The organism is Streptomyces sp. NBC_01622 (assembly GCF_045209635.1).
Lineage (GTDB): Bacteria > Actinomycetota > Actinomycetes > Streptomycetales > Streptomycetaceae > Streptomyces.
Window position 1 is genome coordinate 1,766,696 of record NZ_CP109293.1, and the last position, 14,016, is coordinate 1,780,711.

General features: G+C 67.6%; 9 protein-coding genes and 1 pseudogene. 7 read left to right on the plus strand and 3 right to left on the minus strand.

The window, feature by feature from the left end:
* Positions 1 to 101: 101 nt before the first annotated feature.
* The 5 genes from OH768_RS08170 (at position 102) to OH768_RS08190 (ending at position 6,748) form a co-directional block, all read left to right on the plus strand.
* Positions 102 to 2,564, plus strand: a complete 2,463-nt coding sequence (locus tag OH768_RS08170; RefSeq protein ID WP_406451525.1) for an MMPL family transporter — start codon at positions 102 to 104, stop codon at positions 2,562 to 2,564.
* Between the two features lie 146 nt (positions 2,565 to 2,710).
* Complete coding sequence (locus OH768_RS08175; RefSeq protein ID WP_406451527.1) at positions 2,711 to 4,015, plus strand: sensor histidine kinase; 1,305 nt, start codon at positions 2,711 to 2,713, stop codon at positions 4,013 to 4,015.
* The gene (locus tag OH768_RS08180; RefSeq protein ID WP_043666117.1) at positions 4,012 to 4,668 is read left to right on the plus strand and encodes a response regulator transcription factor; all 657 of its coding nucleotides are present in this window, start codon (positions 4,012 to 4,014) and stop codon (positions 4,666 to 4,668) included. Before OH768_RS08175 ends, OH768_RS08180 begins: the two co-directional genes overlap by 4 nt.
* A gap of 103 nt (positions 4,669 to 4,771) precedes the next feature.
* On the plus strand, positions 4,772 to 5,725 hold the full coding sequence (locus tag OH768_RS08185) for an SGNH/GDSL hydrolase family protein (RefSeq protein ID WP_406451529.1): 954 nt from the start codon (positions 4,772 to 4,774) through the stop codon (positions 5,723 to 5,725).
* A 279-nt stretch (positions 5,726 to 6,004) separates the two neighbouring features.
* Positions 6,005 to 6,748 carry a LuxR C-terminal-related transcriptional regulator gene (locus tag OH768_RS08190; protein ID WP_406451531.1) on the plus strand — a complete coding sequence of 248 codons (744 nt, stop codon included), beginning with the start codon at positions 6,005 to 6,007 and terminating at the stop codon, positions 6,746 to 6,748.
* Positions 6,749 to 7,817: 1,069 nt separating this feature from the next.
* Here OH768_RS08190 and OH768_RS08195 read toward each other — a convergent pair.
* The 3 genes and pseudogenes from OH768_RS08195 to OH768_RS08205 form a co-directional block, all read right to left on the minus strand.
* On the minus strand, positions 7,818 to 8,681 hold the full coding sequence (locus tag OH768_RS08195; protein ID WP_406451533.1) for a hypothetical protein: 864 nt from the start codon (positions 8,679 to 8,681) through the stop codon (positions 7,818 to 7,820).
* Positions 8,682 to 9,022: 341 nt separating this feature from the next.
* Positions 9,023 to 9,358, minus strand: a pseudogene (locus OH768_RS08200) (transposase); the annotation flags it as partial.
* Positions 9,292 to 9,849: a transposase family protein gene (locus tag OH768_RS08205; protein ID WP_406451535.1), complete on the minus strand. Its 558-nt coding sequence runs from the start codon at positions 9,847 to 9,849 to the stop codon at positions 9,292 to 9,294. The pseudogene OH768_RS08200 and the gene OH768_RS08205, both read right to left, overlap by 67 nt.
* A 908-nt stretch (positions 9,850 to 10,757) precedes the next feature.
* Here OH768_RS08205 and OH768_RS08210 point away from each other — a divergent pair.
* On the plus strand, positions 10,758 to 12,509 hold the full coding sequence (locus OH768_RS08210) for an RICIN domain-containing protein (RefSeq protein WP_406451537.1): 1,752 nt from the start codon (positions 10,758 to 10,760) through the stop codon (positions 12,507 to 12,509).
* Between the two features lie 482 nt (positions 12,510 to 12,991).
* The gene (locus OH768_RS08215; protein ID WP_406451539.1) at positions 12,992 to 13,987 is read left to right on the plus strand and encodes an alcohol dehydrogenase catalytic domain-containing protein; all 996 of its coding nucleotides are present in this window, start codon (positions 12,992 to 12,994) and stop codon (positions 13,985 to 13,987) included.
* The last annotated feature ends 29 nt before the right edge of the window (positions 13,988 to 14,016 follow it).

A 14,016-nucleotide genomic window follows, 5' to 3' on the forward strand; every position in this document is an offset into this window, starting at 1 on the left:
CCACAGGGGGCAGGAAGCGTGGAAACCCGCACCTAGCTTGAGATCAAGGGTCGATCAGGCCCTGCTCACGTAATGATCTCTTCTCCTGGTGGGAGTACCCCGTGGCCACCTTCCTCTATCGACTGGGACGGCTCGCCTTCCGGCGACGACGCCTGTTCCTGATGTTGTGGATCGCCGTCCTGGCCGCCGTAGGCATCGGCGCCATGAGTTCCACCGGCTCCACCTCGGACAGCTTCACGCTGCCCGGCACGCAGTCCCAGAAGGCCATCGACCTGCTGGGGAGGGAGTTCCCCCAGGCAGCCGCCGACGGCGCCGACGCGCGGGTCGTGATCGAAGCCCCGAGCGGGCAGAAACTGACCTCCGCCGCAAACAAGACCGTGGTCGAGTCCATGGTCGCGAAGCTCGAGAAGTCACCGCAGGTGTCGAGTGTCTCCGACCCCTTCACCAGTGGGCAGGTCAGCAAGTCCGGCAGCATCGGCTACGCCGGAGTGACATACAAGGTCGCCCAGGCAGACGTCAATGACGCCGCTCATGCCGTCCAGGACGACGTCGTCGCCCAGGGTGAGCAGGCTGGCCTCACAGTGAGCTTGGGTGGCGACGCCGTCAAGGAGAAGGCCGCCAGCAAGGCGGCGGAGCTGATCGGTCTCGCCGTCGCCGCCGTCGTCCTGATGATCACCTTCGGCTCGATGATCGCCGGCGGGCTGCCCCTGCTCACCGCGATTCTCGGCGTGGGTGCGGCCATCCTGTCAATCACCATCGCCACTCAGTTCTTCGACATCGCCTCGCAGGCCTCCACCCTGGCACTGATGCTGGGCTTGGCGGTCGCCATCGACTACGCCCTGTTCATCGTCTCCCGCTACCGCAACGAGATCCGCGACGGCCACGACCCCGAAGAAGCCTGCGGACGAGCCCTGGGCACCGCCGGCTCGGCGGTCGTCTTCGCGGGCCTGACCGTGATCATCGCGCTCGCGGGTCTGAGTGTCATCGGCATCCAGATGCTCACCTCCATGGGCCTGGGCTCCGCTTTCGCGGTCGCCATCGCCGTGGTGATCGCGCTGACGCTGCTGCCCGCCATGCTCGGCTTCGCCGGTACTCGGGTCATGAAGGGCAAGCTGCAGACCCGCCGCATGAAGGCGCTGGAGCGCGGCGAGGGCGAGTCGATGGGCGTGCGGTGGGCGAAGTTCGTCACCCGCAACCCGGTCAAGGTCCTGGTCACCTCGGTGATCGGGCTCGGACTGCTGGCCATCCCCGCCCTGTCGCTGCGTATGACGCTGCCTGACGACTCCATGAAGCCTCCGCACAGCACCCAGCGCCTCGCCTACGACACCCTCAGCAAGGGCTTCGGACCCGGCTTCAACGGCCCGTTGACCGTTGTCGTCGACGCCCGCGACAGCAACGACCCCAAGGCTGCCGCCGCGGACGCCACCGCGGTGATGGGCAAGCTGGACGATGTCGCATCAGTCCGTGACGCGGCCTTCAACAAGGCCGGTGACGTCGCCATCATCGGCGTCATCCCCGACAGCGCCCCCACCAGCCAGGCCACCAAGGACCTGGTCAAGAACATCCGCGACCACAGCGCCGCCCTGCAGAAGGACACCGGCGCCGACCTGATGGTCACTGGAACCACGGCCGTCAACATCGACGTCTCGACCAAGCTCGCCCAGGCCCTCATCCCCTACCTGGCCATCGTCGTCGGCCTGGCCCTGGTCCTGCTGCTGCTGGTCTTCCGCTCGATCCTGATCCCGCTCAAGGCGACGCTCGGCTTCCTACTCACCATCGCCTCCACCCTCGGCGTCCTGGTCGCGGTCTTCCAGTGGGGCTGGCTCTCGGACATCTTCGGCGTCGACCAGACCGCGCCCATCGTCAGCGTCCTGCCCATCCTGCTGATCGGCGTCGTCTTCGGCCTCGCCATGGACTACGAGGTCTTCCTCGTCACCCGAATGAGGGAGGAGTACGTCCACGGAGCCGAACCCACCCAGGCCATCATCGGAGGCTTCCGGCACAGCGGACGGGTAGTCACCGCCGCGGCGATCATCATGATCTCCGTGTTCTCCGGGTTCCTCCTCGACGACGCGGCCCTGATCAAGTCGGTCGGCCTCGGCCTCGGCTCCGCCGTGTTCTTCGACGCCTTCGTGGTCCGCATGACCATCGTCCCCGCGGTGATGACCCTGCTAGGCCGCCGCGCCTGGGCGCTGCCCAAGTGGCTCGACCGGATCATGCCCGACGTGGACGTGGAGGGCGAGAAGCTGCGCCAGTCGTTGGACACCGACAGCACGAGCACCGCGCCCGAACCTGTACTCGCAGGCGTGGCCGCCGGGGGCCACCCGGGCTCGGACAGCTACAGCTCCCCGCACACCTTCACCAGCGGTTCCGGCTCCGACACCTCCGATACTGCTGCGTCCACGTCGCCGCTTCCACGGCATCACCACGGCAGGACGCGGGGAATGTCCGGGCTCAAGCAACGTTTCGCACGCGCCGACGACGCCACCCCGCCCGGCGACACGAGCAAGTCGAAGGCCACAACAATGAGGGGGATACGAAAGAAGATGTTCCGCAAGCGCTGACCGGAACGAGCCGCAGCGACAAGCTGCCGACCACCGCCCGGTCGGCAACGGGAGCGGCCCCCTCCCACCGGCCGCCGCCCCAGCCCCGCCCGCCGGTCCAATCCCCCGGGACCGGCGGGCGGCCTCCCGACCTATGAAGGACCCCCGTGACCACACCGAGCGCCCCCGCGGCCCCCAGCCCGGACAACCGCCGGGTCCTGGAGACCCTGACCAGCGATTCCGAACAGCGTGTGATCGCCTCGGTCATCTTCCGGCTGGCAGCGCTGCGCCGGGCCGACCGGGCCCATCCCAAGGTCCGGTACTGGGGGGTGCCGGCCTTCTGCGCCGCGCTCGGCATCAACTCCTACCTCAATCCCTACAACACCGGCGACGTCCCGGCGCAGCTGGCGCTCATCGTCGCGTTCACCCTCCCCCTCCTGTGGCGGGAACGCCGGCCCATGCTGGTCTTCGCCCTGACCACCGCCGCCTCCATAGTGGCCCTCCCGCTGGGCGTGTTGACCGGAGCCGAGTCCGCACGGGTCGTGGCCCTCTTCAACGTCGGCCGCTACAGCACCCCCCGGCAACTCGCTCTAGCCGTCGGCATCACCACCGTGCAGCTCGGAGTGTGGGCCGCCGTCTTCTGGCGGGGCGGCCAGCTGGAACACGCCACACGCCCCGAGGTCGTGACCCTGTTGGCGATGACCGCGATGGCGGCGTTCGCCGCGCTGGGCCTGCTCAGCCGACTGGCCAGTGCTTATATCGACGCCCTGAGGAAGGAACGCGACCAGCAGGCCCGCCTGGCCATAGCGCAGGAACGTGCCCGGGTCTCCCGGGAGATGCACGACATCCTCGGCCACACCCTCGCCGTCATCGTCGGTCTCGCCGACGGCGCCGCCGCCCTCACCGAGAAGAAGCCGGAACGCGGGGCCCAGACTCTCCGCATCATCAGCACCAGCGGCCGTGACGCACTGGCCGAACTGCGCCGCCTGCTCTCCGTCATCGGCGAGGAGGACGACCGGCCGGGCGACATGCCGCTCGCCCCGCAGCCCGGCCTGACCGACCTCGACTCGCTGCTGGACCGCGTCCGCGCGGCCGGTCCCACCGTCACTCTGGACGCCCGCGGCAGCCTCACCGACCTGCCTCCCGGGATCCAGCTCTCCGTCTACCGCATCATCCAGGAGGCCCTGACCAACACCGTCAAGTACGCCGCCCCCGACACCTCGGTCCAGGTGTCCCTCACCGCCGACCCGGACGCCGTGCGCGTCACCGTCGAGGACACCGGCCCGTCCCGCACACCCTCGGCGAACCGTCCCCGCGCGGGCGGCGGCCGTGGCCTGGTCGGCATGCGCGAACGCGCCGCCCTCTACCAGGGCACCGTCACCGCAGGCCCCAACGCTCACGGCGGCTGGTCCGTCCGCGCCCTCCTCGTCCCCAGCCCGCAGCCCAACTCCCCGGAGAAGCACCCCTCATGACCACCGTCCTCATCGTCGACGACCAGGCCCTGCAACGGATGGGCTTCAACATGCTCCTGGAGGCCCAGTCCGACATGAACGTCGTCGGGGAGGCCACCAACGGCGGTGAAGCGGTCCGTATGACCGCCGAACTCCGGCCCGACGTCGTCCTCATGGACGTCCGGATGCCCGGCATGGACGGCATCGAGGCCACCCGCCGCATCGTGGAGTCCGGCGGCCGTTCACGCATCCTGGTGCTGACGACCTTCGACCTCGACGAATACGCCTACGACGCCCTGCGAGCCGGAGCCAGCGGCTTCCTGCTCAAGGACGCCCAGCCCGACGAACTCGTCGCCGGGGTCCGGGCCGTGGCCGCCGGCGACGCCGTCATCTCGCCCGGCCTCACCCGCAAACTGATCGACGCCTTCAGCGACCGCCTCCCCGGGCACAGTCCGCAGCAGCAGCGCCGCCTCGACGACCTGACCCAACGCGAGTGCGAAGTCCTCACCGCCATGGCCACCGGCTGGACGAACCAGGAGATCGCCGAGCGTCTCCACCTCGCCGAATCCACGATCAAATCCCACATCGGCCGCATCCTCACCAAGATCGACGCCCGCGACCGCGTGCAGGCCGTCATCTTCGCCTACGACACCGGACTCGTCCGCCCGTCGTAAACCGCCCCGCCCCGCTCGCCCCCACGGGCCGCACCGACACCGCTCCTTGTGTACCGCCACGTCCCCGCAACCCAGCATCCACAACGAAGAACAGGACACAGCAATGGGACCGTTGGCACGAACCGGCATGGGCATGGCCCTTGCCTGCGGGGTACTGGTCACCGCCGTCAGCATTGGACAGAGCTCCGACAGCAGCAACAAGAGCAACCAGAGCAACCAGAGCAACAACAAGGAGATATCCAAGGGGCCGTACGTCGCACTCGGCGACTCGTACACCTCGGGCCCCAAGATCTCTCCTCAGACCGCCACTCCGGCCGGCTGTGACCGCTCCGGTCGCAACTATCCGGCCCTGGTCGCCAAGGAACTCGGTCTCAAGGCGGCCGACTTCCGTGACGTCAGCTGCAGTGGCGCCACCATCTCCGACCTCACCACCCCTCAGTCCACCGGCAACGGCACCAACCCCGCACAGCTCTCCGCGCTGACCACCGACACGCGGCTGGTCACGCTCGGCATCGGCGGCAACGACATCGGCTTCAGCTCAATGATCACCAAGTGCGTCGGCACGGGAACGCTCTTCAAACTGGCCGAGCGCATCACTGACATCACCGACAAGGCACCCTGCGAGGAGAAGTACACCTCCGGCGGCACCGACAAGGTGGCCCAGAAAATACGCACCGCGGGTGACCACCTCGCCCAGGCACTCAACGAGATCCAACGCCGTGCGCCCGAGGCCCGGGTCTACGTCGTCGGCTACCCGTCGATCCTGCCCGCCAAGGGCACACGCTGCGGTCGCGGCCTGCCCATCGCGCCCGGCGACGTCACGTTCCTGCGCCAGAAACAGCAGGAACTCAACACCATGCTCGGCGAACGCGCGCGAGCCGCGGGGGCCACGTACGTCGACACCTTCACCCCGTCCGCCGGCCACGACGCTTGCTCCCCGGCGGCCACTCGATGGATCGAACCCCTCAAGCCCAGCAGTCCCGCCGCAATGGTCCACCCCAACGAACGGGGCGAACAGGGCATGGCCACCGCAGTCCTGAGCACCGTCAAGAGCTGAGGACGGCAACAGTCACAGAGCAGCGAGGCCTTCGGGCAGGCCGCCCCGGCCTCCTTCCTCCTGCGACCCGCGACTCCGGTCGCGCGTACTCAAGCGGAGCGCGCGTCCGGTCCGCGCCGGCCGTCCGTGGGGACAGGCGCCCGGTGCGGGTGAAGGACCCGGCCACGATCCGAAAAATCCCAGGATCCGTGGCTGGGTCCGCGCCCCCCCACACCATCACCGCCCCAACCATCGCCGGCCGAACGCCTCCAGGGCCCGGTCCGCCGGGAGAGCACCCGCATGACCACCGTTCTCATCGTCAACGACCAGGCTCTGCAACGCCTCGGCCTGCGGATGTTCCTGGAAGCCCAGTCCGACCTCACGATCGCGGGCGAGGCGACCGCCTGCGCCGAGGCAGTCCGACTCGCCGACACACTCCGGCCCGACGTCGTCCTCATGGATATGGGTCGGCCGGACGAGAAGCACATTCAGGCCATCCATCGCATCACGCGGCCCGCCGAGGATTCGACGGCACCTCACGCCGACGGGACAGACACGCTCCCCCCGCGGGTACTGCTACTCAGCCCCTCCGACGCCGACGAATCCGCCTGCGCCGCGCTGCGCGCCGGTGCCGACGGAGTCCTCCTCAAGGACGCCCTCCCTCACGAATTGACAGCGGCTATCCACGTCATCGCGCTCGGGGGTGCCGTCCTGTCTCCGCACCTCACCCACGCACTCGTCGACGCGGTCCGTGAGCAGAGCCGAGCCGACCTCACCGAACGCAGGCACCGGCTGTCCCATCTCAGCGAGCGCGAATGCGAGGTGCTCGCCGCTCTCGCCTCCGGCTGGAGCAGCAGGGAGATCGCCGAACGCCTCTCGATAGCCCCGACCACGGTCAAGAGCCACATCAGCAGCATCCTCACCAAGATCGGCGCCCGCGCCCGCGTCCAGGCCGTCGTGTTCGCCTACGAGACCGGTCTCGTCAGGCCGCCAAGGCAGCGGCCCTACTCGACCGACACGGACTTCTCGGATCGGTCAGGATGAGGGATCCGGTCCGCCCTGCAGGACGGTAGTAGTCCGGTTCACCCAAGCCCGAAGACCCGCGTCACGTCGTGGTGCAGCCGCTCTTCCTCGACACGCTTCGGTAAGGGGCGAGTCGGCGACCTCCTCATTGACTACGGCTCCCGCGTCACACACGGCCGGCCTGGCGTCATCACCGACCACGACGAGGGCAAGTGGGCTTGTCGGCCGCCGTGGGACCTGGACCAGCTACTGCCAAGTCCGCCCCAGTGGGCTCCACCGTTCCCTGTCCAAGCCGCGGTCGCAGGCCGACACGCACCTGCCTATGTCGGACACGATCTTGGCCAGGCAGGTGGCACGTGGTGGCGGTTACAGAGGCGTCCGGAGGACGAGAACTCGAGCCGGGAAGGCAGCCGCCGCCGAGGACATGCAGGGACACCCCCCACGCTGCCTTCGGCAAGACCTACGGCACCCGCAGGATCCACCGCCAACTGCGGCGCGAGGACGGACTGGCGAACGTCGACGCCGCCGCGTCCGTGGGCTCCGTCGCTGACTCGTACGACAACGCGATGACCGAGGCACTCAACGGCACCTTCAAGGCCGAGCTGATCGAACACCAAGCCCCCTGGCGAGACGCCGACCGGGCCCGAAGGCGCCATCGGGCAGTAGGTGGGCTGATACAACACCGGGCGCCTGCACTCCGCTCTCGACCTCCTCCCGCCCGAGGAGTTCGAGGTGGCTCACCACCGTTGCCTGGCCGCTCCGAACGCAGTCTGAGACACACAAGATCGGCCGCCACAGGACTCGGGCCAGCTCAGAGGGGCTCCCGGCTAAGTGTCAGGCCGATGGCCCGCAGTCCCAGGGCTCGCCTGAACCGAAGCGGTGGACAGGTGAACGGGCCCACCCCTGTGCGGCGCCCTTGCCCGATGCGCCTACGACGGCGCGCCCCGCCACCCCCTCTTGGGTTCTAATGAACGTCGCAACACCCCCTGTGTTGCGACGATTTGTTGAATCCGCCCCTTGAGGGTGGTGGGGCGCGCCGCTCTCCCGCGGTGGCGCCGCCGACTTCCCGGCAGATCCTCCCGTGCCGGAATCAGTTTCGGCAGTCCGAGCTGTTCACCGCTCGGTCGTAGGCCACGTACTTACCGGACGGCTTGCCCTGGGAGTTGAGCACGTTGGCCTTGGCGTCGTAGTAGGCGCCACGCGAGCTGATCTCGTTATAGCTGCGGCCACGCCAGGTGGTGGTGTTCTCCTGACCACCGCCCGACTTGCCCCACGAGTACTTGTCGACGTGGAAGACCGGGTTGCTGCGCACCGTGCGCATCTCCGGGCGCAGCACCAGCCAACCCGTCCGGCGCGGGTTCACGGTGAGGGTGGTCGACACGGACCAGCCCGACTGCTTCGCGTACGACCAGCTGTGCTCGTAGCTGGCGCCGGCCTGGACCGAGAGGACCTTCTCCAGGATGGTCCAGTCGATGCCGATCGAGCCGGAGACACTATTGGTCGTGGTGCTCGTGGTGCTTCCGTTCGCCTGGACGGTCTGGCTGAGTCCCGAGCCGTAGGCGCAGTTCACCAGGGGTTCGGTAACCCCCGTTTCCGAGCCAGTCCAGGTCCAGGTCGACGACTGCGGGTAGTAGCACGATCCCTCGAAGCGCTCGAGGCCCGACTGGAGGCTCTTGGCCGGAAGGCCGTTCGTGGTGTCCTTCGACACCTGGCCGGTGTTGACGTTGATCCACCAATACGTCTTGCTGGTCGAGCCTGTGCACAGACTCATCAACAACTTGTCCGTGCTCCACGATTCGGTGCCTCTGATGTCGGTCGCGGCGCTCGCGGGCGAGACGAAGGACAGCGTCGAGGCGAGGGCCAGCGCGCCGACGGTGGCGATGCGCTTGATCGGGGCGCTTGTGCGGGCGGGGGCCCTGTTCGTCTTGGAGGACGACTTGAACGGGGGGTGCATGTGGTGGCTCACTCCTGGTGCCCAGACCGGCAGCGGCGTGCCGGTTGTACGCGATGAGGGGAGGCGAAGAACTGCTTGCAAGTTCAAGCAGATTCACCGCACCCTGGCAGGGATCTGTGTCCTGAAGTTGAACTCACGGTGACGGGTGTGCTTCTGGCGCTTCGAAACCCTTTCGGAAGGCCGGGGCATGAGGTACGCGCGGGGCGGCGGGCTGGCGCCGAAGAGGCGGGCGGCCCGTGAATAGCTGAGGCTGGAAGCCGCGGAGTGGTTCGCACCTGGGTCGAAGACCAGGGACGCCACGAGTGGGCTTCGGGGCGGAAAACGTCAGGGGGAGAAGTGACGCGAGGATGGGCGGAGACGCGGGTGACGTCGACGAAGCCGGCGCCGTCGAGCCAGTGCAGCACGGCGCCGTGCGGGCGGCCCCAGACACCGGCCCGGGACCAGATCAGGAACCGGCGGTGAGCCGTCGACTTCGATATGTCGAAGCAGAGCGGCACCCGGCGCCAGCCGCAGCCGCAGCCGCAGACCAGAGAGACGATGGCCGCAAACAGCGTCTCATCAGGTGTGCCCTGCCTTCCGCCGCCCTGCGGCCGCACCCTCTGCGCAGGGATCAGCAACTTCGCGATCCTCCACAGCCCGTCCAGAACAATCCAACTCGTCGAAGCCGGTGATTCCATTCGTCTTGTCCTGCACCCGCAGCGGGGTAACAGTGAGGTCGGCGGTGCCCCTGCCAGCAGATGGGCGGCCGAGATCTCGCCGTGGTGCGATCCCCCGGCGTTCGTGCCGTCCACCATGAGGGCTTCGGCCCCCGTCGGATCGATCCGAGCAGGTCTGCCATACCACCGGGACAGGCGGCATTCAGCACCCGGCGGGTGGTCGCTGCGCTCGGTGCGATCCGCGCATCGAAGACTGTCGGGGCGAGGGCTCCGAGCCGAGCGAGCGCGTACCACGGGGCGCTTCGTGCCCACTGTCCGATCGCGGCGAACGGGCGCGCCCCGGTCAGCACCGCCCAGCAGGCAGTCAGCAGGATATTCACGAACGAGTGACGCCTGCCGCGCCGATGCCGCGAGTCGGCCGGCGTCTGCAGCCGCAGGCTCGGCGGCCTGATCAACCGATGCTGCTGGGTGGGCAACTTGACCAGACAGATGCCGACGAACTGACGGCACATCGAAGCCCCGGGCAATACAGGCTGCTTGATCGGTCACCGGCATCAACCTGAGCTTCGTTGCCTACGGACCGGGCCGACCACCCATCGACCTACCGTCGCGACCTGCACATCACGTGATCACCGGGACTTTGAAACCGCCTGGATGGCGACGGGTGCGCCGACACGTCAATACACAGTGAACCGCCCCTCTGCGAAACACTTTCGAAACGCGCTGGTGACACGGATGCCCCACGCCCGAATAATTGGCCCATCCCCGCCCCCCGTCGGGGAGTTCAGAGGAGGTGATGGGGTTGCCTTGTTCGCGATGGTACGAAGGCATCGGAACTGCGTTACAACCGCAGCCGGAACGGCAGGCTGCCCGCCTCTTTTGAACGGACCGCCACCCATCCGGTCCGCGTCGTCCGCGAAAGCACCGACAGAGACGTGACATCAGCAATTCCCCTGTCACTGTCAACAGTTGAGGAAAGCGCAACCCCGCCTTCCTCTGCGAACAGCTGTCGCGGACAGGTCGCTCGACTCCCCTCGGATTTCACGCACTTCGTGCCCTCGACGGAATCAGGCGCGATGGGCGAATACAGCAGAGCGGTGGACGCATGCGTACGCCATAAGCCGTGAATTCTCCCACTCGCCAACCAGGAAAACTGATACCCCAGGGCCCAACTCAACTACGCCGATCCGCAGGCTCAGTCCGCGACTCGAACGTTTGACTTCCCCCCTTGCCATGGCATGGACGGGCCGCTCCAAATACCTGGGGGAAGACAAACTCACCTCCGCTTTGGCGCCGCCAAGCCGGAGAGGAACCACCGGCCGCCGGCATACGGATCCCGGATCGCTCCGGACTCCAAGATCCGATCTTGTCTATCTTTTCGGGAGGAAAGATGAAAAGCACAAGACATCCGCGTAAAGCTTTGATCGTTGTTCTGGCTATAGCCGCGGCGCTGTGGACCTTCGTGACGCCTGCGCAGGCGTCCACACCGAATCCCGCCACCCTCTACCAGCTCCCGAGCAACGCATCCTGCACGAAGGCCACCAACAACTGCGCGCTGTACCCGAAAACGGCCGTGCTGCCGAGCGGAAGGATCGTCGCGGCATTCGAGAAGTCGACGGTAGCCGCCTCGGGTTCGGCCGACGGCCAGACAATGCCGGTGTACAAGAGCGACGACAACGGCACGACCTGGCAGCAACTGGCAGACGTCAAGGCACCGGCGTACGCGTCGTCGAACCCCGCCTATTCCGCGTACGTCAGTAACTGGACCAACCCGTATCTGTACGTGCTGCCCCAGGCAGTCGGAAATCTCGCATCCGGCACACTGCTGATGGCGACCGTCGTCTCGGGCGACGACTACAACTACCTCGACCAGAAGGCAGCCAACTCCAGCTACACGCCGACGCACGACGGCGACCGCAGCAACACGGCGATCGCGCTCTACTCGAGCACCGACTCGGGCGCGACGTGGAATGTCGTCAACGTCATCACGACGGGCAGCTGGTCCAACGGCGCGAACTACCCGGCCACCGAGAACACCAACCACCAGAACGACCCCGTCTGGGAGCCGTACCTGATGGTCTACAACAACCAGCTCGTCGCCTACTACTCCGACGAGAACGACTACACCGGCTACGACTCGTCGACGGGCGTCCCGACGCTCGACCCGAACAACGCCACGACTCCGGATCCCTCCACACAGATCCTCGCGCACCGGACCTGGGACGGCGTCAGCTCGTCGTGGAGCAGCCCGGTTGTCGATGTCTCCGGGACGACGGTCACCAATTCGTCCGGTTACAGCGAGATCGGCGGCGGCCGCCCCGGCATGACCAATGTCGTCCAGACCAGCGACGGCAAGTGGATGATGACCTACGAATACTGGGGTGGCGGTGACAACGTCCGCTACAAGATCGCCAGCGATCCGCTGCACTTCTACTCGGTGGGCGGTACCGCGGGTACCGGCGTCACCTCGCTCTCGGTGACATCGGGCTCCAGTGCCCTGTCCCGTGGAGGCAGCCCGGTACTCATGCGCATGCCGAACGGGCGGATCCTCTTCAACGCCGCGGGCAGCGGGGACGTCTGGACGAACGCCAGCGGAAGCAGCACCGGTGCGTGGACGCAGCAGCACACGACGATGGCGTCCTCCTACAGCCGCAGCCTCACCTACATCCCCAACACGGGCCGAGTCGAGATCGTCGGCGGGACGACCACCATCTCCTACGCGGACATCGACTTCGGGAACTCCACCGGCGCGTACTACAAGCTCGTCAACGCCAACAGCGGTAAGGCCCTCGGCGTGTACGCCGCGGACCTGCACGACGGGCAGAACGTCGTGCAGTGGACCGACAACGGGTCGGCCGACCAGTTGTGGCACGTCACGGATGTCGGCAGCGGATACAGCACGCTGCTCGACAAGAACAGCGGCCGAGCCCTCGGCATCCTGGCGGCCAGCACGGCCAGCGGCGCGAGCGCCGTGCAGTGGGTGCAGAACAGTGGCAACGACCAGCAGTGGCAGGTGGTCGCCGTCGGCTCCAACTACAAGCTGGTGAACCGCAATTCGGGTCTCGCCCTCACCGTTTCCGGAGCAGCCACCACCGACGGCGCGCAGATCGTCCAGCAGGCGTACACCGGCGCCACCTCTCAGCTGTGGTCCCTGGTGCTGGTGTCCTCCTAGACACCAGCACGCCTCAATGGGCGGCGTACTGGGCGGGAGCCCGGCCAACGGCCGGGCTCCCGCCAGGGAGTACGTGAAACACGTTCATGGGCCGGCGCGCGGTGTGGCGCCGGCCCTTCGGCATCGGTCGAGCGGGGCATCACCTCGGCCCCCGACGGACACGCTCGCGCCGGGCCCACTCGCCACTTGTCGGCGCACCGCCCTCGGGATACCCGATGCCTCGCCTTTCGGCCCGACGCGGCCCGCATCCACCGCGCCCATGCAGGCGGGCTGCGACCCGGCCCTTGAAGATCTGGACATGGTCCACGACGCCCGCCTCAGCACGGACAGGTTGGGCAAATTATTGTACGTACAGTACGTAACGTATGGACAGGATGGGTGGGACCGCCTACCGTGCTGGGTGTTCGCCGGTGCAGGGACACCACCGGCGGCCTGTGTGGCTGGGTTCTTTGCTCAGCGCGAGCCGGTGAGAGGACGCGACGATGCGTGCGGTAATCCTGGATGGACGGGGACCCACTGAGATCCGAGAGCTGCCTGATCCTGAACCCGGCCCCGGCGAGGTCGTGATCGCTCCCGCCGCGGTCGGCATCTGCGGCACGGACCTCCATCTTGCCGAAGGGGACTACCCGACCGGCCGCTTCCCGGTCGTGCCCGGTCACGAGTTCGCCGGCACGGTGGTGTCCGTCGGCCTCGGCGTCGAACGATTCGCTGCCGGAGACCGCGTGTGTGTGGACCCGAACGTCGCGTGCGGAGTGTGCGAGCAGTGCCAGGCCGGGGCGACGAACCTGTGCCCGGAGCTGATGGCGATCGGGGTGACCATCGACGGGGCCTGTGCCGAGTTGGTGCGTGTTCCGAACAAGGTGGTGTACCGGCTGCCGGAGGGGCTGGACTTCGCCACGGGAGCTCTGATCGAGCCGCTGGCCTGCGTTCTGCATGCCGCCTCGCGTATCCGCCAGCTCAAGGGTCTGCGCGTGCTGGTCTACGGGGCCGGCTCGATCGGCCTGCTGGCCGTGGCCTACGCCAAGGCCCAGGAGGCCCAGTCCATCGGTGTCATCGAGCCGAGCGCGGTGCGCCGCGACGCGGCCGTGGAGTTCGGTGCCGATGCGGTGCACGCACCGGGTGAGCGGGCCGCCGGTCATGACGTCGACCTGGTCATCGAGGCGAGCGGTCATCCTTCGGCCGTGTCGGACGCGCTGGAGCGGCTGGCCAAGCGCGGGACGCTGCTACAAATGGGCGTGGTCAGCCCCGAGGCGTCGATCGACCTGTTCCCCTACGACCTGTTCGACCGTGAACTGTCCCTGGTGGGCTCGCAGTCGCTGGCGACCGCCTACCCCGACGCGGTCGCTGCGGTACTGGACCTTCCGCGCCTGTCGGAGGGCATGGTCACCCATACCTTCGGCCTTGAGGACTACGCCGCTGCCCTTGAGGCTGCCCGGTCCGACGCCGCCCGCAAGGTTCACGTCCTTCCGCAGCGGTGATGCCACACGCTTGTCGAGACGATTGAAGA

Bases quoted from the DNA above. Each gene is read 5' to 3' on its own strand.
- OH768_RS08205 (WP_406451535.1), bottom strand. From the start codon at position 9,849: ATGTGCCGTCAGTTCGTCGGCATCTGTCTGGTCAAGTTGCCCACCCAG.
- OH768_RS08185 (WP_406451529.1), top strand. From the start codon at position 4,772: ATGGGACCGTTGGCACGAACCGGCATGGGCATGGCCCTTGCCTGCGGG.
- OH768_RS08215 (WP_406451539.1), top strand. From the start codon at position 12,992: ATGCGTGCGGTAATCCTGGATGGACGGGGACCCACTGAGATCCGAGAG.
- OH768_RS08195 (WP_406451533.1), bottom strand. From the start codon at position 8,681: ATGCACCCCCCGTTCAAGTCGTCCTCCAAGACGAACAGGGCCCCCGCC.
- OH768_RS08180 (WP_043666117.1), top strand. From the start codon at position 4,012: ATGACCACCGTCCTCATCGTCGACGACCAGGCCCTGCAACGGATGGGC.
- OH768_RS08190 (WP_406451531.1), top strand. From the start codon at position 6,005: ATGACCACCGTTCTCATCGTCAACGACCAGGCTCTGCAACGCCTCGGC.